This window comes from Pseudomonas sp. MD330_10 (assembly GCF_042610415.1).
Lineage (GTDB): Bacteria > Pseudomonadota > Gammaproteobacteria > Pseudomonadales > Pseudomonadaceae > Aquipseudomonas > Aquipseudomonas rhodesiae.
Genome location: NZ_JBHGZU010000002.1, coordinates 432,842 through 452,268, shown reverse-complemented (window position 1 = coordinate 452,268; position 19,427 = coordinate 432,842). Strand labels below are relative to the sequence as shown.

General features: G+C 60.4%; 16 protein-coding genes. 6 read left to right on the top strand and 10 right to left on the bottom strand.

Translation table 11 applies throughout. The features are described from left to right. Positions 1-31: 31 nt before the first annotated feature. The 3 genes from ACFZPT_RS05180 to ACFZPT_RS05170 all read right to left on the bottom strand — a co-directional run bounded on the left by ACFZPT_RS05180 (position 32) and on the right by ACFZPT_RS05170 (position 4,695). Positions 32-841 (bottom strand): putative RNA methyltransferase, encoded by an 810-nt coding sequence (locus tag ACFZPT_RS05180; protein ID WP_034096227.1) that lies wholly within the window; start codon positions 839-841, stop codon positions 32-34. Then, positions 841-1,992 carry a succinyl-diaminopimelate desuccinylase gene (dapE, locus tag ACFZPT_RS05175; RefSeq protein ID WP_099312715.1) on the bottom strand — a complete coding sequence of 384 codons (1,152 nt, stop codon included), beginning with the start codon at positions 1,990-1,992 and terminating at the stop codon, positions 841-843. The genes ACFZPT_RS05180 and dapE overlap by 1 nt, the downstream gene beginning before the upstream one ends. A gap of 111 nt (positions 1,993-2,103) precedes the next feature. After that, positions 2,104-4,695, bottom strand: a complete 2,592-nt coding sequence (locus tag ACFZPT_RS05170; RefSeq protein ID WP_034096229.1) for a glycosyltransferase — start codon at positions 4,693-4,695, stop codon at positions 2,104-2,106. Positions 4,696-4,912: 217 nt separating this feature from the next. On the opposite strand from ACFZPT_RS05170, the gene tcdA reads away from it, so the two are divergent. Continuing rightward, entirely contained in the window at positions 4,913-5,722 is an 810-nt protein-coding gene (gene tcdA, locus ACFZPT_RS05165; RefSeq protein WP_052448339.1) for a tRNA cyclic N6-threonylcarbamoyladenosine(37) synthase TcdA, read from the top strand. A gap of 131 nt (positions 5,723-5,853) precedes the next feature. On the opposite strand, the gene ACFZPT_RS05160 is transcribed toward tcdA, so the two are convergent. From ACFZPT_RS05160 to ACFZPT_RS05145, 4 genes are all read right to left on the bottom strand, one after another. Next, entirely contained in the window at positions 5,854-6,267 is a 414-nt protein-coding gene (locus ACFZPT_RS05160) for a SufE family protein (RefSeq protein WP_047881547.1), read from the bottom strand. Then, positions 6,264-7,469, bottom strand: a complete 1,206-nt coding sequence (locus ACFZPT_RS05155) for an aminotransferase class V-fold PLP-dependent enzyme (RefSeq protein ID WP_379554979.1) — start codon at positions 7,467-7,469, stop codon at positions 6,264-6,266. The genes ACFZPT_RS05160 and ACFZPT_RS05155 overlap by 4 nt, the downstream gene beginning before the upstream one ends. A 69-nt stretch (positions 7,470-7,538) precedes the next feature. Then, the gene (gene dapD / locus ACFZPT_RS05150) at positions 7,539-8,573 is read right to left on the bottom strand and encodes a 2,3,4,5-tetrahydropyridine-2,6-dicarboxylate N-succinyltransferase (protein WP_034096233.1); all 1,035 of its coding nucleotides are present in this window, start codon (positions 8,571-8,573) and stop codon (positions 7,539-7,541) included. A gap of 32 nt (positions 8,574-8,605) precedes the next feature. Continuing rightward, positions 8,606-8,914: an arsenate reductase gene (locus ACFZPT_RS05145; RefSeq protein WP_231980866.1), complete on the bottom strand. Its 309-nt coding sequence runs from the start codon at positions 8,912-8,914 to the stop codon at positions 8,606-8,608. A gap of 267 nt (positions 8,915-9,181) precedes the next feature. Here ACFZPT_RS05145 and ACFZPT_RS05140 point away from each other — a divergent pair, with 267 nt between their 5' ends. Beyond that, positions 9,182-10,825 carry a Na+/H+ antiporter gene (locus ACFZPT_RS05140; RefSeq protein ID WP_034096235.1) on the top strand — a complete coding sequence of 548 codons (1,644 nt, stop codon included), beginning with the start codon at positions 9,182-9,184 and terminating at the stop codon, positions 10,823-10,825. A gap of 84 nt (positions 10,826-10,909) precedes the next feature. On the opposite strand, the gene dapC is transcribed toward ACFZPT_RS05140, so the two are convergent. From dapC to map, 3 genes are all read right to left on the bottom strand, one after another. Then, positions 10,910-12,109 (bottom strand): succinyldiaminopimelate transaminase, encoded by a 1,200-nt coding sequence (gene dapC, locus ACFZPT_RS05135; protein ID WP_379554978.1) that lies wholly within the window; start codon positions 12,107-12,109, stop codon positions 10,910-10,912. Positions 12,110-12,168: 59 nt separating this feature from the next. Further along, positions 12,169-14,871 carry a [protein-PII] uridylyltransferase gene (locus ACFZPT_RS05130; protein WP_099312711.1) on the bottom strand — a complete coding sequence of 901 codons (2,703 nt, stop codon included), beginning with the start codon at positions 14,869-14,871 and terminating at the stop codon, positions 12,169-12,171. Between the two features lie 68 nt (positions 14,872-14,939). Continuing rightward, positions 14,940-15,722, bottom strand: coding sequence for a type I methionyl aminopeptidase (map, locus tag ACFZPT_RS05125; protein WP_034096238.1), 783 nt, complete (start codon positions 15,720-15,722; stop codon positions 14,940-14,942). A gap of 387 nt (positions 15,723-16,109) precedes the next feature. Here map and rpsB point away from each other — a divergent pair, with 387 nt between their 5' ends. The 4 genes from rpsB (at position 16,110) to frr (ending at position 19,411) form a co-directional block, all read left to right on the top strand. After that, entirely contained in the window at positions 16,110-16,847 is a 738-nt protein-coding gene (rpsB, locus tag ACFZPT_RS05120) for a 30S ribosomal protein S2 (protein WP_003189158.1), read from the top strand. 192 nt (positions 16,848-17,039) lie between these two features. Beyond that, a complete protein-coding gene (gene tsf, locus ACFZPT_RS05115; protein ID WP_034096239.1) occupies positions 17,040-17,903 on the top strand; it encodes a translation elongation factor Ts in 864 nt (287 codons plus the stop codon). A gap of 210 nt (positions 17,904-18,113) precedes the next feature. After that, complete coding sequence (pyrH, locus tag ACFZPT_RS05110; RefSeq protein ID WP_003189161.1) at positions 18,114-18,857, top strand: UMP kinase; 744 nt, start codon at positions 18,114-18,116, stop codon at positions 18,855-18,857. Continuing rightward, entirely contained in the window at positions 18,854-19,411 is a 558-nt protein-coding gene (frr, locus tag ACFZPT_RS05105) for a ribosome recycling factor (protein WP_034096240.1), read from the top strand. Before pyrH ends, frr begins: the two co-directional genes overlap by 4 nt. Positions 19,412-19,427 lie beyond the last annotated feature (16 nt).

Genomic DNA, 19,427 nt, shown 5'->3' with positions numbered 1-19,427 from the left:
TTCGAAAATCCATTCGCGAAAATAAAGTCGGTTATTGAAGCACGAAATAATCGTAGCGCATCGACACCGTGACCTTCAGCGGCTCGGCCGCCTCGATCACTTCGGCGCGGCGCTCGGCACTGGCCCGCCAGCCGTGGGGTGTCATGGCCAGCAGGTTGGCGCGGTCCTTGGGATCGGCCAGGCTCAGTGTGAATTCCAGGATCTCGCTGTGCGCCAGGCTCATGCCCGACGGCACCAGGGCCAGGTGCTTGTCGTCGGTGTATTCGCGCACTTCGTCGTACAGACGTTCACGTAGCTCCATCAGGTGACCACTGGTAGGACCGACCTTCATCAAGCCGCCGCCAGGGCTTAGCAGGCGCTTGGCTTCCTGCCAGTCCAACGGGCTGAATACGCTGGCCAGGAACTGGCAACTGGCGTCGGCCAACGGCACGCGGGCCATGCTGGCGATCAACCAGGTCAGCGCCGGGTTGCGCTTGCACGCACGTTTGACCGCTTCCTTGGAGATATCCAGCGCGTAGCCGTCGGCATGGGGCAGGGCCTCGGCGATTTGCGCGGTGTAGTAGCCCTCGCCACAGCCGATGTCCACCCAGCGCTGCGGCGCACGTTCTGCGGCCAGTTCGGCCAGGCGTTTGGCCACCGGGGCGTAGTGCCCGGCGTTGAGGAAGTCGCGACGCGCCTCGACCATGGCCAGGTTGTCACCCGGGTCACGGCTGTTCTTGTGCTGTACCGGCAACAGGTTCAGGTAACCCTGGCGTGCCCGGTCGAAACGGTGCCCGGCCGGGCACGCCACGCCATTGTCCACCGCGTTGAGCGGGGCGCTGCAAAGGGGGCAGGCGAGCATCAGGCGAGCAACTTGATCAGGGTCTGATAATAGATTTCGGTCAGCACATCGAGGTCGCTGGCCAGAATGCGCTCATTGACCTGGTGGATGGTCGCGTTGACCGGCCCCAGCTCGACCACTTGGGTGCCGAGGGTCGCAATGAAGCGGCCATCGGAAGTGCCGCCGCTGGTGGACGCCTGGGTCTCGCGACCGGTGACTGCCTTGATGCTGGCCGATACGGCATCGAGCAGGGCGCCCGGTTCGGTCAGGAACGGCAGACCCGACAGCGCCCATTCCACGTGCCAGTCCAGGCCGTGCTTGTCGAGAATCTGCGCAACGCGATGCTGTAGACCCTCCACGGTGGACTCGGTGGAGAAACGGAAATTGAACACCGCCGTCAGCTCGCCGGGAATCACGTTGGTGGCGCCGGTGCCGGAATTGAGGTTGGAAATCTGGAAACTGGTGGGCGGGAAAAACGCGTTGCCGTCATCCCAATGCTCGGCGGCCAGTTCGGCCAGGGCCGGCGCGGCCAGGTGGATCGGGTTCTTCGCCAGGTGCGGATAGGCCACGTGGCCTTGCACGCCGCGCACGGTCAGGGTCGCGCCGAGGGAGCCGCGACGGCCGTTCTTGACCACATCGCCGACCAGCGTGGTGCTTGACGGTTCGCCGACGATGCACCAGTCCAGGCGCTCCTTGCGCGCTGCCAGGCGTTCGATCACGGCTTTGGTGCCGTGGTGTGCCGGGCCTTCTTCATCGCTGGTGATCAGGAAGGCCACCGAACCCTTGTGGTCCGGGTAATCGGCGACGAAGCGCTCGGACGCTACCAACATCGCCGCCAGGCTGCCTTTCATGTCGGCTGCACCACGCCCGCAGAGCATGCCGTTTTCGTCGATCAAGGCGTCGAACGGGTCGCTCTGCCAGGCCTGCACCGGGCCGGTCGGGACCACGTCGGTGTGGCCTGCGAAGCACAGCACTGGGCCTTCATGCTTACCGTGGGTGGCCCAGAAATTGTCCACGTCTTCGATGCGCATCGGCTCAAGTTTGAAGCCGGCGTCGCCCAGGCGCTGCATCATCAGCTTCTGGCAATCGGCGTCGATCGGCGTCACCGAGGGGCGGCGGATCAGGTCGATGGCAAGTTGAAGGGTGGGCGAAAGGTCGGCATGGGCCGTCATGGGAAAACTCCGGAAAGCATGTTTGGAAGAGCAGGGCGGGCAGACAAAACGGCCGTTATCTTATAGCAAAACGGCGGCCAGAGGCCGCCGTTTAGTGCATTGCGCAAGTTTTTACGCGGCCGGAGCGGGCTGTGGCGCCGGCGCCGGTTTCGGCAGCGACGACAAGAACGCCATGATCAGCGCCGCCACGTACGGCAGGGACTGTACCAGCAACATCACCACCCAGAAGCGCATGTCATTGCTCGGCAGGCCCTGCACCAGGTAGATCCCCAGCGCGGCGCCCCACAACAACAGCATGATGAACATTTCTTCGCGGGCTTCGGAAATCGCGACCCAGAAGCCGTGGTTATCCGCGTTTTTCGGTGTACGAAAGAACGGAATACTGGTGGTGAAGAAGCCATACAGCACCGCCTTGGCGATGGTGTGGGACAACGCCAGCCCGGCCAGGGCCGCGCAGAACGCGTCCTTGAGGTTCACGCCCACCGCACGGCGGTACAGGAAGATGATCTTGCCCACCTTAAATACGAACAGCGCCAACGGCGGAATCGCGAAAATCAGCAATGGCGGGTCGACCCGGGTCGGTACGATGATCATCGCCGCCGACCACAACAGCGCGCCGACGGTAAAGAAGATGTTCATGCCGTCCGCCACCCAAGGCAACCAGCCCGCCAGGAAGTGATAGCGCTGGCCACGGGTCAGTTCGGTGTCCTTGCCGCGCAGCAGGCTGGCGGTGTGACGCTTGATGATCTGAATCGCGCCGTAGGCCCAGCGGAAGCGCTGCTTCTTGAAGTCGATAAAGGTATCCGGCATCAGACCTTTGCCGTAGCTGTCGTGGTAATACGCCGCCGACAGACCTTTCTCGAATACCCGTAGGCCCAGTTCGGCGTCTTCACAGATGCACCAGTCGGCCCAGCCCAGTTCTTCGAGCACCGAGCGGCGGGTCATGGTCATGGTGCCGTGCTGGATAATCGCGTCGCGGTCGTTGCGGGTCACCATGCCGATATGGAAGAAGCCTTTGTATTCCGCATAGCAGAGCTTCTTGAAGGTGCTTTCGTTCTGATCGCGATAATCCTGCGGCGACTGCACCACAGCGATTTTCGGGTCTGCGAAGTGCGGCACCATGTGCTTGAGCCAGTTGGGCGAGACGCAGTAGTCCGAGTCGATCACGGCGATCACTTCGGCGTCTTTGGCGGTGTGCGGAATCAGGTAGTTCAACGCACCGCCCTTGAAACCGGCCAGGGGCGCGACGTGGAAGAACTTGAAGCGCGGCCCGAGGGTGGCGCAATAGTCGCGCACCGGTTCCCACACGGCCGGGTCCTTGGTGTTGTTGTCGATGATCAGGACTTCGTAGTCCGGGTAATCGAGCGCGGCCAGGGCGTCGAGGGTCTGTTTGACCATCTCCGGCGGCTCGTTGTAGCACGGCACATGGATCGATACTTTTGGGCGGTAGTCCGAATCGCCGACCACCGGCAGGAATTCACGCCGACGCTTGTGGGTCCATACCGCTTCGGCCAGTTCGTGGGCTTCGGTCAACAACACGATGAACACGCCAAGGGCGCCGAGCGCCAGCAAAAAGCCCACGGTCAGGCTGAACCAGGTGCTGTATTGCTGGCTGTAGTCGTAGCCGATCCATACCAGCACCGAACCGCACAGGAACGCAATAAAGGTCAGGAACGTGCGGCCGCGCTGGCGCAGGGCCGAGCCGTCGATCATCAGCAGGGTCAGGGACAGCAGCGCCAGCACCACCGAACCGATAGCCAGCACGCGCCATTGCGGAATCGCCACCACCGGTCCTTCGAAGTTGAATTTCTGCTGGCGCGCGGCGTTGAACACGCCCCAATACGCACCGACCGAGCCTTCGTCGCTGGCCTTCCACGGCTGGTCGAACGCCTCGATCACAAAGTAGTTGTAGCCTTGGCGGTTGAGCTTGTTCACCAGCGTGCGCAGGTAAATGGCCTGGTCGGCCGGGGACGCGTCAGCCCCACCGCGCATGCGCCCGTTGCTCGGCCAGCCGACTTCCGACAGCAGCAGCGGCTTTTTCGGGAAGGTCTTCTTCAGATCCTTGGCGCGGTCGAGTACGAATTGGCCGGCCTTATCCACCGGAATATGTTCCCAATACGGCAGGATGTGCGCGGCGATCAGGTCGACGTGCTTGGCCAGTTGTGGATTGTGTTCCCAGATGTGCCATTGCTCGGAGGTGGTTACCGGTACTTTGACGGCAGCGCGCACACGGTCCAGCAGCACGATCAGCGCCTCGGGCGTGATTTCCTCACGGAACAACGCTTCGTTGCCCACCACCACGCGCACGACGCTGCGCGAGTTGTTGGCGATCTCGATGGCGCGCTGGATTTCGCGTTCGTTACGCTCCAGGTCCGGGCTGATCCAGATCCCCAGGGTCACCCGCAGGCCGAATTCTTCCGCCAGTTTGGGGATATCCCCCAGGGTGCCGTCGACCGAGTAGGTGCGGATGTTGTCCGTCAGCTTGCTCATGATCGCCAAGTCTTGACGCATCTGTTCGTCGGTGGGGTATTGGTCTTTCTGGGGGTACTGGCCTTGTTGGAACGGCGAGTAGGAAAAACCGGAGATTTGTTCAGGCCAGTTGGGGGCTGAGACCGGGCGATTGATCAGCGCCCAGAAACCGGTGAATAGCGCGGCAATTGCCAACACCACCACCAGGTTGAGTCCAAATTTACGCGATGCCATGGTTATGCGGGTTCCAAAGGGTGTGGAACGAAATGAGGTGCCGGGCTGCGCCGAACGGCGCGCATCCTACACCGGCCTTTCCCTGACCGTACAGCAAGCCGAGAAAAACCGGACATTGGGCAGCGAAAGTACATCTAAGTTCTTAACTTTTAGCTTGTAGCTTAAAACTTGTCGCTGCGTAGCCCTATAATGCGCGCCGGTTTTTGGGGTAATGGTCATGAGTACAGAAGATCCGCGGTTTGCAGGCGTTGCCCGCTTGTATGGCATTGAGGGCCTGCAACGCTTGAAAGCGGCCCATGTGGCGATCGTCGGCGTGGGCGGCGTGGGTTCCTGGGCGGCCGAAGCCATGGCCCGCTGCGGGGTGGGCGAAATTTCGCTGTTTGACCTGGACGATGTCTGCGTCAGCAACAGCAATCGCCAGTTGCACGCCTTGGACAGCACCGTGGGCAAGCCCAAGGTCGAGGTTATGGCCGAACGCCTGCGCGGCATCAACCCGGACTGCACCGTGCATGCGGTGGCGGACTTCGTCACCCGCGACACCATGGCCGAGTACATCACGCCCAACATCGATTGCGTGATCGACTGCATCGACGCCGTCAACGCCAAAGCCGCGCTGATTGCCTGGTGCAAGCGCCGCAAAATCCAGATCATCACCACTGGCGGTGCCGGCGGGCAGATCGACCCGACGCTGATCCAAGTCTGCGACTTGAACCGCACCTTCAACGACCCGCTGGCCTCCAAAGTCCGCTCCACGCTGCGCCGCGATTATGGGTTCTCCCGCACCGTGACTCGCCATTACAGCGTGCCATGCGTGTTTTCCACCGAGCAACTGCGCTATCCCAAACCAGACGGCAGCATCTGTTTGCAGAAGAGTTTTGTCGGCGATGGCGTGAAGCTGGACTGCGCCGGAGGATTTGGCGCGGTGATGATGGTCACGGCCACCTTCGGCATGGTGGCCGCGACCAAAGCGGTGGACAAAATTGTGGCGGGAGTGCGCAGGCCTTCGGAGCGGGTCAAACCCACCTGAATCTCACGGCCTTGCACAAATCAAAATGTGGGAGGGGGCTTGCCCCCGATTGCAGGGTGTCAGGCACTGAATAACTGACTGACCCGCCGCTATCGGGGGCAAGTCCAATCCTCGCACCGGCCCTCTCACATTTAGCTCTGTGTCTGGCTTAGGGTTCGCATGCGCTGCAGGACTGCATTCAAGCCATTGCTGCGCGACGGCGACAGTTGGCGGGAAAGCCCGAGTTGATTGAACCAGTCGGGCAAGTCGACCCCCTGCAACTCAGCAGTCGATAACCCGTTGACTCGCGCCAGCAGCAGTGCCACCAACCCACGAATCATTCGCGCATCGCTGCTGGCGGCAAACTGCCAATGACCGTTCTCCAAACGGCCAACCAACCACACCAGGCTTTCACAGCCCTGCACCAGATTGGCGTCGACCCTATCTTCATCCGCCAACGCCGGCAGCCTCTCGCCCCACTGCATCAGCATGCGCGCGCGTTGCTCCCAGCTGCCGACGGCTTGAAACGCTTCGAGCGCCTCTACGGCATCAACGGGCAGGGTCATCGCAGCATATCCAGCGCTTGGTCCAGGGCCTCGAAAAAGCGCTCCAGATCGTCGGAATCGTTGTACAGCGCCAGGGACACACGGATCGCCCCCGACAAGTGCATCGCCTTGAGTAGGGGCATTGCGCAGTGATGGCCGGCGCGTACGGCAATTCCTTGCTCGGTGAGCAAGTGCGCGAGGTCGGCGTTATGGATGCCGTCGACCACAAAGCTGACCAGCGCAACCTGCGGCGAACCCAGCACGCGCACGCCGTTGCGGGCCTTCAGGCCGCGCAGCAGGTAATCATGCAGAGCGGCTTCGTGGGCGAGAACCGCCTGTGGGTCCAGTGAACTGAGGTAGTCCAGGGTCGCGCCCAGGCCGATCACTCCCGCGATCGGCGGCGTTCCCGCTTCGAAACCCAGGGGCGCCGGGCGGAAACTGGCGCTGTGATAGTCCGCGTGCTGCACCATCTCGCCGCCCAATTGCCAGTGGCGCAAGTGGTGCAGGGCGTCATTGCGGCCAAACAACACGCCAACGCCGTCGGGGCCGTACAGTTTGTGGCTGGAGAATGCATAGAAATCACAGCCCAGGGCCTGCACATCATGCCGACCATGGACGATGCCTTGGGCTCCATCCACCACGGTCAGGGCGCCATGGGTCCGGGCCATCGCCAGCAAGGTTTCCAGCGGTTGCCAGGCCCCCAGCACATTGGATAACTGGCTCACCGCCAGCAGGCGCGCGCGGGGGCCGATCAGTCCGACTGCGGCTTCAACATCGATCACGCCGTCGGCATTGAGCGGCAATACCACCAACTCCAAGCCGCGACGTTTGGCCAGTTGCTGCCACGGCAGCAGATTGGCGTGGTGTTCCAAGGCGCTGATGACGATCTCATCGCCCGTCGTGAATAAGTGCTCAAGGCCATAGGCCAAGAGGTTCAGCGCAGAGGTCGCGCCATGGGTAAACACTATTTGCCCGCTATCACCTGCGTTCAACCACTGTGCAACCTTGCTGCGGCTGTCTTCGAAAGCCTGGGTCGCATGGGCGCCGGGCAAGTGTTGGGCGCGGTGCACATTGGCTGCGCCATTGGCGTAGTAATGGCTGATCGCATCCAGCAGCGCCTGGGGTTTTTGAGTGGTGGCGGCGTTGTCCAGATAGGTCTGGTCCTGCCGTTGCAGGGTGGCGATGGCCGGAAAGTCGGCGCGCCAGGGGGAGGGCACAAGCATGATGATCAAGACTCGTATAAGCGGGCCGCACCGCGAAGGCGCGGCCCACTAGTGGCATCGAGTGGCTGCTTAGTTGTGAGCGTGCAGCGCTTCGTTCAGTTCGATGGCCGATTTGTGGGTTTTGCACTCCACGGCACCGGTCTCGGAGTTACGACGGAACAGCAGGTCCGGTTGGCCGGCCAGCTCGCGTGCCTTGACCACTTTGACCAGTTGGTTCTGCTCGTCGAGCAGGGCGACTTTGGTTCCGGCGGTCACGTACAGGCCCGACTCCACGGTGTTGCGGTCGCCCAATGGGATACCGATACCGGCGTTGGCGCCGATCAGGCAGCCTTCGCCGACCTTGATCACAATGTTGCCGCCGCCCGACAGGGTGCCCATGGTGGAGCAACCGCCGCCCAGGTCCGAGCCCTTGCCGACGAATACGCCGGCCGACACGCGGCCTTCGATCATGCCCGGGCCTTCGGTGCCGGCGTTGAAGTTGACGAAGCCTTCGTGCATCACGGTGGTGCCTTCGCCCACGTAGGCGCCCAGGCGCAGGCGCGCGGCGTCAGCGATACGCACACCGGCCGGCACCACGTAGTCGGTCATTTTCGGGAACTTGTCCACCGAGAACACTTCCAGCAGCTCGCCACGCAGGCGCGCTTCCAGTTGGCGCTCGGCCAACTCGCTGATGTCGATCGCGCCCTGGCTGGTCCAGGCCACGTTCGGCAGTTGCGGGAACACGCCGGCCAGGCTCAGGCCGTGGGGCTTGACCAGGCGATGGGACAACAGGTGCAACTTGAGGTAGGCCTCAGGCGTGGAGGTCAGTGCGGCGTCTTCGGCTAGCAGGGTGGCGACCAGCGGCGTATGGCTTTCGGCCAGACGGCTGAGCAGCGCGGCCTGGGTCGCGTCGACGCCCTTGAGTGCGTCCGCCAGTTGCAGGGCCTGGGTGACGGTGAAGGTGATGGCTTGGTTGCCTTCGCTGTAACCGAGGATCGGTGCGATGGCCGCGACGATTTCAGCCGAAGGGTTGAGCAAGGGGTGTGCGTAGAACACTTCCAGCCAAGCGCCTTGGCGGTTCTGAGTGCCGACGCCGAAGCCCAGGCTGAACAGGGAATGGGACATGCTGTTACCTCTACAAAAATAAAAGGGCTGGCCTACTTGAGGGCCGCCGAATAAATGTCTGGCTTGAAGCCAATCAGGGTTCTGTCTCCGAGATCCAGCACCGGGCGCTTGATCATCGAGGGTTGCGCGAGCATCAATTCAATGGCTTTCGACTGATCGAGATCGGCTTTGCGTTCGTCTTCGAGTTTGCGAAAGGTGGTGCCCGCGCGGTTCAACACCACTTGCCAACCGTGCTCGTTGCACCATTGGGTCAAGTGTTCACGGTCGATACCGGCCGTTTTGTAGTCATGGAACTCATAATTCACGGCGTGCTCATCGAGCCAGGTACGTGCCTTTTTCATGGTGTCGCAAGCTTTGATACCGAAAAGGTGCAACGTTTTGCTTGAAGCGGTCAAGGAATTGCCCCCCTCTGATCCGATGGAGTGTGCTGATGAAAGTCAAAGGTCTGGGATTATGCCACGCCCAGCGCATTTGGGTGCCGCTCGTCAGCACCGTGCGACTTTTGTGCAAAAGCCACCGCGCAGCATAGGCGGCTAATATGGCACTTCAACGGCGAGTTGTTGCCTGATGTGTGTCGTTGCGAGTCGATTGTCCGGGAACCCCGCCTTATGCAAACCGCCTACACCGTTCTTATCCTGCTGATGCTGGTCAGTGCTTCGCGCCTGGTCGGGCGTGTTATCCCCCTACCGTTGCCCTTGGTGCAGATTGCCGCCGGCGCTTTGCTGGCCTGGCCCACGTTGGGGCTGCATGTAGCCCTGGACCCGGAGTTGTTTCTGTTTCTGTTCCTGCCGCCACTGCTGTTTTCCGATGGTTGGCGCATGCCCAAACGTGAATTGTGGCGCCTGCGCGGCCCGATCCTGACGCTGGCAGTGGGGCTGGTGCTGTTTACCGTGGTCGGCGCCGGTTACTTCATCCACTGGATATTGCCTACGATCCCGCTGCCGGTGGCCTTCGCCCTGGCGGCCGTGTTGTCGCCGACGGACGCCGTGGCGGTGTCGGCCATTTCCCAGAATCGGTTGCCGACCCCGCTGATGCACATGCTGCAGGGCGAGGCCTTGATGAATGACGCGTCGGGCCTGGTGACCTTCAAGTTCGCCCTGGCAGCGGCATTGACCGGGATTTTTTCCCTGGCGGATGCCAGCCTGACCTTCGTGCTGGTCGCCCTTGGTGGCCTGGCGGTGGGCGTCGCTTTGAGCTGGGTGGTCGGTCGGTTGCGGGCTTGGATGATCGCGCGGGGCTGGGACGATCCGGCGACCCATGTGGTGTTTATGTTGCTGTTGCCATTTGCCGCCTATGTGCTGGCCGAACGCCTGGGGGCGTCGGGGATTTTGTCGGCGGTAGCGGCGGGGATGATGCAAAGCTGGCTCGATTTGCTGCCGCGCCAGACCAGCACACGCCTGCTCAATCGCAGTGTGTGGTCGTTGCTGGAATTCGCCTTCAATGGCCTGATTTTCCTGCTGCTGGGCCTTCAGTTACCCGACATCGTCAAGGCTGTGGTGAGTCATGAGTCGACGCTGTGGCCTACCTTGCTGTATCGCTGCCTGGACGTGATCGCGATCTTTCTGGTGCTGGTGGTTTTGCGCTTTATCTGGGTGCAAAGCATCTGGCGCCTGTCGGGCCTGTTGCGGCGCTTGCGTGGGAAAAGTGAGCTGACATTGGTACCGACTGCCCGGTCCTGCTGGTTGTTGACCGTCGGCGGTGTCCGCGGTGCCGTGACCTTGGCCGGTGTGATGTCGGTGCCGCTGCTGCTGGCGCCGGGCAAGGATTTCCCCGAGCGCGACCTGCTGATCTTCATTGCCGCCGGCGTGATTCTGCTGTCGCTGATCGCTGCCTGTATTGCGTTGCCGCTTTTATTAAAGGGCATCGAAAAAAGCCCGGACGAAAAACGCCACAAGGAAGTGCGCGAAGCGTGGAAAAAGACGGCCGTGGCTGCGATCCACGCGCTTGAGGCCGAGGAGCCGCCCGAGAGCGAGAGCCAGGACGCTGCGCAAGCCGCATTGGCCACCGAGCTTAAAGCGCGCCTGATGTCGGAATATCGTCATCAGTTGGAGGTATTCAATGATTCGGCCGAAGCTCAAGCGCTGGCGCAGCAGATGGACCTACTGGAGCGAAAATTACGCCTCAAGGCCCTTCGAGCCCAGCGTCTGGAGTTATACAGTTTGAGCCGTCATCACCAAATTGGTGATGACGTTTTGAGGGAAGTGTTGGCGGAACTGGACATGAGTGAAGCGAACCTGGGGCCCGTGAAGTAAGTGCTATCACTGCCCATTGGCTTGGAATACTGAGCATTGGGTGCCCGAAGGATTGCCATCCCTCGGGCTCTCGATGCGTCTGGCTTAACGACGGCGCTGAATGAAATCGCGAATTCGCTCCGCAGCCTCCACGCACTCGGCCAGCGGCGCAACCAGCGCCAGGCGCACTCGACCGGCCCCAGGGTTGACCCCGTCCACTTCTCGCGACAGGTACGAGCCCGGCACCACCGTCACATGTTCTTCCACGAACAGGTCGCGGCAGAACGCGGCGTCGTCACCCTGCACATTCGACCACAGGTAGAACCCGCCGTCCGGCGCCTGCACGTCCAGTACCGGCTTGAGAATGGCTAACACGGCTTCGAACTTTTCGCGGTACAGGTCACGGTTGGCCAGCACATGGGCCTCGTCCTGCCACGCAGCGATGCTGGCAAGCTGGGTTTGCACTGGCATTGCGCAGCCATGATAGGTGCGATACAGCAGGAAACCTTTGAGGATATCGGCGTCACCGGCCACGAAGCCGGAGCGCAGCCCTGGCAGGTTGGAGCGCTTGGACAGGCTGTGGAACACCACGCAACGCTTGAAGTCCTGGCGACCCAGTTCCACACAGGCGCTGAGCAGGCCTGGCGGCGGGGTTTGCTCGTCGAAATACAGCTCGCTGTAGCACTCGTCGGCGGCGATCACGAAATCATATTCGTCGGCCAGGGCGATGAGTTTTTTCAGGGTCTGGACTGGAATCAGCGCGCCGGTCGGGTTGCCCGGGGAGCACAGAAACAGGATCTGGCAGCGTTTCCAGATATCCGGCGAAACCGCGTCGAAGTCCGGGTTAAAGCCATTGCTGTCCAGGCACGGCAGGTAGTGCGGCTTGGCCCCGGCGAGGAACGCGGCGCCTTCATAGATCTGGTAGAACGGGTTCGGGCTCACCACCAGTGCGTCGTCACTGCGATTGACCACGGTTTGGGTGAAGGCAAACAAGGCTTCCCGCGTACCGTTGACCGGCAAAATAGTGCGTGCCGGATCGAGCCACCCCTTGGGTACATTGAAGCGCCGCTCGCACCAGACGCCGATGGCCTCGCGCAAGGCGGGAATGCCCAGGGTGGTCGGGTACACCGCCATCTGGTCGAGGTTATTAGCCAGGGCGTCGGCCACGAACTGCGGGGATTTGTGCTTGGGCTCGCCAATGGACAGCGCAATCGGGCGCTTCGCCGGGTTCGGTGTCACGCTGCCCAGCAGGGCGCGCAACTTTTCGAACGGGTAGGGTTGGAGCTGGTTCAGGGCGTTGTTCATCGGTGGATCTCGTGCAAGGCGTTAAAAACGGCGAAGGGGGCGGTGGGCCGCCCCTGGTATCAAATCGTCAGGCGCGTCAGTTCAACGCCCGGCTCCTGGGGCACGCTCAACTGTTGGACGATGGCTTCCTGCAAGCGTCGGCACAGCTCGGGGTCGGATAACGGTTGGTTGTCGGCATCGGTAATGAAGAACACGTCCTCCACGCGCTCGCCCAGGGTCGCAATCTTGGCGTTCTGCAACGACAGGTCGAACTCCAGGAAAATCCCGCCGATGCGCGCCAGCAGGCCCGGACGGTCCGGCGCGCTCAGTTCCAGCACGGTGACTGGGCGCTGGGCATCGTTGGAGATGGTGACCTGGGGCGCGAAGGCGAAGTGCTTGAGCTGGCGCGGGACCCGACGCTGGATGATGGTGGGGTAATCGTCGGGGTTGCGCAGGGCTTCGGTAAGGCCTTCGCGGATTTTCTTCACTCGCGCCGGATTGTCGCCGATCGAGTCGCCATCGGTGTCGAGCACGATGTAGGTGTCGAGGGTGAACTGGCTGCTGGAAGTGATAACCCGCGCGTCGTGGATGTTCAGGTTGAGCTGGTCCATGGCGGCCACGGTCACGGCGAAGAAGTCGTGCTGGTCCGGTGCATAGATGAAAATCTGCGTGCCGCCCTCGAACTCGCGCTGGGTGGTTTCCTTGATCAACACCAGCGGGCCGCCATCGGCAGGCTGCTGCAAAATGGCGTCGGTGTGCCAGGCGACATCGCCGGCGGTGTGGCGCAGGAAGTAATCGTCCCCCAACTGCGACCACAGTTGCTCGACATCGTCCGGGTCGTTGCCGCCGCGTACGAGGATGTCCAGGGCCGCACTTTGGGTGCGGCGGATCTGCTCTTCGCGGTCCACTGGGTTTTCCAGGCCACGGCGCAGGGCGCGCTTGGTCTCGGTGTACAGCTGACGCAGCAGGCTGGCGCGCCATGAATTCCACAGAGTGGGGTTGGTGGCGTTGATATCGGAGACGGTGAGCACGTACAGGTAGTCGAGGCGGGTTTCATCGTCGACCACCTGGGCGAAATCATGGATCACCTGCGGATCGGACAAGTCCTTGCGCTGGGCAGTGGTCGACATCACCAGGTGGTTCTGCACCAGCCAGACAATCAGGCGGCTGTCCCACAACGGCAATTGGTGACGCTGGCAAAACGCCTCGGCATCGACGGCGCCGATTTCCGAGTGATCGCCGTGCCGGCCCTTGCCGATGTCGTGGTACAGCCCGGCCAGGTAGATCAGCTCAGGCTTGGGCAGTTTGGCCATCAACTTACTGGCCAGCGGGAATTTTTCCGATACCTGGGTGTACTGCAACTTACGCAGATGTTTGATCAGGTTCAGGGTGTGCGCATCGACGGTATAGATATGAAACAGGTCGTGCTGCATTTGCCCGACGATAAAACCGAACTCCGGTAAATAGCGCCCGAGGATGCCGTAACGGTTCATGCGGCGCAGGTTGCGGTGGATGCCGATCTTGCATTTGAACAGCTCGATGAACAGGCTGGTGTTGCGGATATCGTTGCGGAAGTCTTCGTCGATCAGGTAGCGGTTTTCCCGTAGCAGGCGAATGGTGTCGGCGCGCACGCCTTTGATTTCCGGCTGCTGGGCCATCAGCACGAAGATTTCCAGCATCGCGAACGGCGTGCGGCGGAACACATTGTCGCTGCGTGCTTCGATATAACCGTCGTGCAACTGGAAGCGCGCATTGATCGGTTGCGGCGGCGCTTCGTCTTCGGGGGCCAGGATCACCTCTTCGAAGTGCTGAATGATCAGGTCGCTCAGCTGCGCAATGCTCATGACCACGCGGTAGTACTGCTGCATGAAGCTTTCGATACTGGTCTTGGCGTCTTCGCCTTCAAACCCCAGCAGCGAGGCGATGGAGCGCTGATGGTCGAACAGCAAACGATCTTCGGCGCGCCCGGCAAGCATGTGCAGGGCGTAGCGCACTTTCCACAGGAACTCCTGGGAGGAGGCCAGCAGCGCATTCTCGCTTTCCACCAGGAAGCCTTCGCCGGCCAGGGCGCGCAGGTTCAGGGTGCCGTATTCGCGACGGGCCACCCACAGAATGGTCTGGATGTCCCGCAGCCCTCCCGGTGAGCCCTTGACGTTGGGTTCCAGGTTGTACTCGGTGTCGTTGTACTTGTGATGCCGGGCTTTCTGTTCGGCGCGCTTGGCCAGGAAGAAATCCTTGCTCGGCCACATGTGCGCCGTGCTGGTGACGTCGAGCATGCGCTGGCGCAGGCGCTCGGGGCCGGCGATGGTGCGGCTTTCCATGAGGTTGGTGATCACGGTGAGGTCGGCACGGGCCTCTTCGGCGCATTCGTCCACCGACCGTACGCTCTGGCCGACTTCCAGGCCGATATCCCACAAAAGTGTGAGAAAACGCTCGATGGAGTCGCGAAAGATCTCATGGTCTGCGCTGTCCAGCAGGATCAGCAGGTCGATGTCGGAGTAGGGGTGCAATTCGCCGCGACCGTAGCCGCCGACCGCCACCAGGGCGATGTCGGCGTCAGTGCTCCAGGTGAACTGTTCCCAGGCCTTTTGCAGGATGTTATCGACGAACCAGGCGCGGTCCTCGATCAGTCGGCGGATATCCCGGCCCTTGCGAAAGCGCTCATCGAGCACCTCGCGGGCTTGGCGAATGGCTTTTTTGAACGCGGCGATAGGGCTCGACTTCAGTGCCAGCTCGGCCTGGAACTGGCCACGGTCGAAGAGTTCGGGATCCACCTGGGGCATCGATCGGCTTTCCTTTCTATCTATGAGTCAGTCACAACACCGTTTGGGAAAACCAACGCAGTCTTGAATTACGCCGACACGCGCGGGATGGTGTCGTCCGAGCGCAGGGTGAAGATCTCGTAGCCGGTTTCGGTGACCAGTAGTGTGTGTTCCCACTGGGCCGAAAGCTTGCGGTCTTTGGTAATAGCGGTCCAGCCGTCGCCCAGCACCTTGGTGTCGGCCTTGCCCTGGTTGATCATCGGCTCGATGGTGAAGGTCATGCCGGCCTTGAGCTCCATGCCGGTGCCAGCGCGGCCGTAGTGCAGGATCTGCGGTTCTTCGTGGAACACCTTGCCGATGCCGTGGCCACAGAACTCGCGAACCACCGAAAAGCCGTTCTTTTCAGCGTGCTTCTGGATCACTTCGCCGATGTCGCCCAAGCGGCAGCCAGGTTTGACGATCTCGATAGCCTTGTACATGCATTCCTGAGTGACCTGGGACAGGCGCTCGGCCCAGACCGGCACGGTGCCGACGTGGAACATGCGGCTGGTATCGCCGTGATAGCCATCCTTGATCACGGTGACGTCGATGTTCAGCGTGTCGCCGTCCTTGAGCGGCTTGTCGCCTGGGATGCCGTGGCAGACCACATGGTTGATCGATGTGCAGATCGACTTGGGAAAGCCTTTGTAGTTGAGCGGGGCAGGGATAGCCTTTTGCACATTGACGATGTAGTCATGGCAGATTCGGTCGAGTTCTTCGGTGGTGACGCCGGGCTTGACGTGTTCGGCAATCATTTCCAGCACATCGGCCGCCAGTTTGCCGGCAACGCGCATGCCGGCGATGTCTTCGGCGGTTTTCAAAGTAACGGTCATACAGGCTCTCTCTAGCGCGAGGCGCTGAAATCAAAACGGTTTACGGGTGTGCGACAAAAGGTTACAGAATTCACACAAGCCCTGAAAAACGCGATTCTAACAGACGATGCTCTCAAGTCATGAGGGTCTGACGATCGCTTCTCTCTATAGGGTGGGGGTATCCGGACTCAATTCAAAGGGTTGCGCGAGTGGCCTTCAAGGCAGTTGTGATTGCAGGTTTCGTTTTCGCCCTTCGTGTGGTATAAAATGCGCCGCTTTCCGGGGATACCCCGAAAAGCTTAAATCCACACACGTGTCGACACGATGACCTGGGTGCCGGAGGCCTTGATGCCGCTGGTTGGTCATTGGGATACGTGGAGGCCAAACCCGACTTATTAAGGAACTATCATGTCCCAAGTCAACATGCGCGATATGCTGAAGGCCGGTGTGCACTTCGGTCACCAGACCCGTTACTGGAACCCGAAAATGGGTAAATACATTTTCGGCGCGCGTAACAAGATCCACATCATCAACCTTGAAAAAACCCTGCCAATGTTCAACGAAGCGCTGACTTTCGTAGAGCGTCTGGCCCAGGGCAAAAACAAGATTCTGTTCGTCGGTACCAAGCGTTCCGCTGGCAAGATCGTTGCTGAAGAAGCAGCACGTTGCGGTTCGCCGTACGTCGACCACCGCTGGTTGGGCGGCATGCTGACCAACTTCAAAACCATCCGTGCTTCCATCAAGCGTCTGCGTGACCTTGAAGTACAAGCCGAAGACGGTACTTTCGCCAAGCTGACCAAGAAAGAAGCGCTGATGCGCTCCCGTGACCTGGAAAAGCTCGATCGTTCCCTGGGTGGTATCAAGGACATGGGCGGTCTGCCTGACGCACTGTTCGTTATCGACGTTGATCACGAGCGCATCGCGATCACCGAAGCCAACAAGCTGGGCATCCCTGTTATCGGCGTAGTCGATACCAACAGCAGCCCGGAAGGCGTTGACTACATCATCCCAGGCAACGATGACGCAATCCGCGCTATCCAGCTGTACATGGGTTCGATGGCTGACGCTGTAATCCGTGGTCGCAACCACGTTGCTGGTGGTACCGAGCAGTTCGTTGAAGAAGCTCCGGTAGCTGCCGCTGAGTAATTGACGCCCTGGCGTTGACTCAGTAAGCAAAAAGGGGGCTTGGCCCCCTTTTTGCCCCCTCGAAAACCATTTGTCGGCAGCGCAGCTACATCATCTGTAACGTGCAGCGGCCTACAAGGGGTGGTTCGAGAAGAATTGATCGCCCGTTTAATCGGGTGGAATGGTTGAAAACCTATCCAAGAGGATTTTGAAATGGCAGAGATTACTGCAGCGTTGGTTAAAGAACTGCGCGAGCGTACCGGCGAAGGCATGATGGATTGCAAAAAAGCCTTGACCAAGGCTGGCGGCGACATCGAAAAAGCCATTGATGACATGCGTGCTTCCGGCGCCATCAAGGCTGCCAAGAAAGCAGGCAACGTTGCCGCTGAAGGCGCCATCGCTCTGAAAGAAGACGGCAAATCCGCCGTTCTGCTGGAAGTGAACTCCCAGACCGACTTCCTGGCTCTGCAGGACGACTTCAAAGCATTCGTTGCCGATAGCGTTGAAAAAGCGTTCGCTGACAAGCTGACCACTGTCGAGCCTCTGATCGAAGCTCAAGAAGCTGCCCGTCTGGTACTGGTCGGCAAGGTTGGCGAAAACGTCAACATCCGTCGCCTGGTCCGCGTTGAGGGTGATGTAGTGGGTGGTTACCTGCACGGTAACAAGATCGGTGTTGCGGTTGTCCTGAAGGGCGGCAACGTTGAGCTGGCCAAAGACATCGCGATGCACGTCGCAGCCAGCAACCCTGAGTTCCTGCTGCCTTCGGAAGTATCTGCCGAAGCCATCGAGCGTGAAAAAGCTGTGTTCCTGCAGCTGAACGAAGAAAAAATCAAAGGCAAGCCAGAAAACATTGTTGAGAATATGGTTAAAGGCCGTATCAGCAAGTTCCTGGCCGAAGCGAGCCTGGTTGAGCAGGCGTTCGTCAAGAACCCTGAAATCAAGGTTGGCGAGCTGGCTAAAAAAGCCGGCGCTGAAATCGTTTCCTTCACTTACTTCAAAGTAGGCGAAGGCATCGAGAAGCCGGTCGACAACTTCGCTGAAGAAGTTGCTGCCCAGCTGGCTGCCGCCAAGCAATAAGACAGTTTTAACTGTCGCCCGAAAGAGGCTGCCCGCTCACGCGCGCAGCCTCTTTTCAAATGGGAAGGCCAATTTTATTTGGTTTCCTTTCGGAACTGGCTTACAAAGCCGTGTTCCGATGGCGCTGTGATAGCGTCCAGCTAGAGTGAACGCAAGCCGTAAACGGCTCGCCAAGAATTTTTGAAAAATACGCCGCAGGAGAGATTCGCAATGGCTCAGCAGGGCAGTGGTTATCAGGCTCGCTATAAACGCATTCTACTCAAGCTCAGCGGCGAGGCCCTGATGGGCTCGGAAGAGTTTGGGATTGATCCCAAGGTGCTCGACCGCATGGCGCTGGAAGTCGGCCAACTGGTCGGCATTGGCGTGCAAGTGGGCCTGGTGATTGGCGGTGGCAATCTGTTCCGTGGCGCGGCACTTAGTGCTGCCGGTATGGATCGGGTCACCGGTGACCACATGGGGATGCTGGCCACTGTGATGAACGCTCTGGCCATGCGCGACGCTCTGGAGCGCGCCAACATCTCAGCCATCGTGATGTCGGCGATCTCCATGGTGGGCGTGACCGATCACTATGATCGTCGTAAAGCCATGCGCCACCTGAACTCCAAAGAAGTGGTGATCTTCGCCGCCGGAACAGGTAACCCATTCTTTACCACGGATTCGGCGGCTTGCCTGCGTGCTATCGAAATCGATGCAGACGTGGTGCTCAAGGCCACCAAAGTGGATGGTGTGTACACCGCAGATCCATTCAAAGACCCGCATGCCGAGAAGTTCGATCATCTGACCTACGATGAAGTGCTGGATCGCAAGCTGGGTGTGATGGACCTGACGGCTATTTGCCTGTGCCGCGACCACAAGATGCCGCTGCGCGTATTTAACATGAACAAGCCCGGCGCCCTGCTGAATATCGTACATGGCGGTGCGGAAGGGACTCTGATCGAGGAAGGCCAACAATGATCAATGAAATCAAGAAAGACGCCCAAGCGCGTATGCAGAAATCCCTGGAGTCTCTGAGCCACGCATTCGGCCAGATTCGTACCGGCAAGGCTCACCCGAGCATCCTGGGCAGTGTGATGGTGCCGTATTACGGCGCAGATACGCCGCTGAGCAGCGTAGCCAACGTCACCGTCAAAGATTCGCGGACCCTGCAGGTCGTGGCCTTCGAGCGCAACATGCTTGCGGCCGTCGACAAGGCGATCCAGAGTGCCGGTTTGAATCTCAACCCGACCAACCTGGGCGAGTTGTTGCTGATCTCCATGCCTGCCTTGACCGAAGAAACCCGTAAGGGCTTCACCAAGCAGGCGCGCAGCGCGGCAGAAGATGCGCGCGTTGCTGTGCGTAACATTCGTCGTGATGCCTTGGGCGAACTGAAGAAGTTGGTCAAGGACAAGGAAATCAGCGAAGACGAAGAGCGTCGTGCCGTCGCCGATATCGACAAGCTGACCAAGGAAGCCGAGGCGAAGATCACTCAGGCAACCGAAGAAAAAGAAAAGGACCTGATGGCCGTATAAAGGGTCAGGACGCCTT

What these genes read in the sequence shown, in the direction of transcription:
- ACFZPT_RS05140 (WP_034096235.1), top strand. Translation starts at nt 9,182, where the DNA reads ATGCAAACCGCCTACACCGTTCTTATCCTGCTGATGCTGGTCAGTGCT.
- ACFZPT_RS05180 (WP_034096227.1), bottom strand. Translation starts at nt 841, where the DNA reads ATGCTCGCCTGCCCCCTTTGCAGCGCCCCGCTCAACGCGGTGGACAAT.
- dapC (WP_379554978.1), bottom strand. Translation starts at nt 12,109, where the DNA reads ATGAACAACGCCCTGAACCAGCTCCAACCCTACCCGTTCGAAAAGTTG.
- map (WP_034096238.1), bottom strand. Translation starts at nt 15,722, where the DNA reads ATGACCGTTACTTTGAAAACCGCCGAAGACATCGCCGGCATGCGCGTT.
- pyrH (WP_003189161.1), top strand. Translation starts at nt 18,114, where the DNA reads ATGGCTCAGCAGGGCAGTGGTTATCAGGCTCGCTATAAACGCATTCTA.
- rpsB (WP_003189158.1), top strand. Translation starts at nt 16,110, where the DNA reads ATGTCCCAAGTCAACATGCGCGATATGCTGAAGGCCGGTGTGCACTTC.
- ACFZPT_RS05170 (WP_034096229.1), bottom strand. Translation starts at nt 4,695, where the DNA reads ATGGCATCGCGTAAATTTGGACTCAACCTGGTGGTGGTGTTGGCAATT.
- ACFZPT_RS05145 (WP_231980866.1), bottom strand. Translation starts at nt 8,914, where the DNA reads ATGAAAAAGGCACGTACCTGGCTCGATGAGCACGCCGTGAATTATGAG.
- ACFZPT_RS05155 (WP_379554979.1), bottom strand. Translation starts at nt 7,469, where the DNA reads ATGCTTGTGCCCTCCCCCTGGCGCGCCGACTTTCCGGCCATCGCCACC.
- dapD (WP_034096233.1), bottom strand. Translation starts at nt 8,573, where the DNA reads ATGTCCCATTCCCTGTTCAGCCTGGGCTTCGGCGTCGGCACTCAGAAC.
- dapE (WP_099312715.1), bottom strand. Translation starts at nt 1,992, where the DNA reads ATGACGGCCCATGCCGACCTTTCGCCCACCCTTCAACTTGCCATCGAC.
- ACFZPT_RS05130 (WP_099312711.1), bottom strand. Translation starts at nt 14,871, where the DNA reads ATGCCCCAGGTGGATCCCGAACTCTTCGACCGTGGCCAGTTCCAGGCC.
- tcdA (WP_052448339.1), top strand. Translation starts at nt 4,913, where the DNA reads ATGAGTACAGAAGATCCGCGGTTTGCAGGCGTTGCCCGCTTGTATGGC.
- frr (WP_034096240.1), top strand. Translation starts at nt 18,854, where the DNA reads ATGATCAATGAAATCAAGAAAGACGCCCAAGCGCGTATGCAGAAATCC.
- tsf (WP_034096239.1), top strand. Translation starts at nt 17,040, where the DNA reads ATGGCAGAGATTACTGCAGCGTTGGTTAAAGAACTGCGCGAGCGTACC.
- ACFZPT_RS05160 (WP_047881547.1), bottom strand. Translation starts at nt 6,267, where the DNA reads ATGACCCTGCCCGTTGATGCCGTAGAGGCGCTCGAAGCGTTTCAAGCC.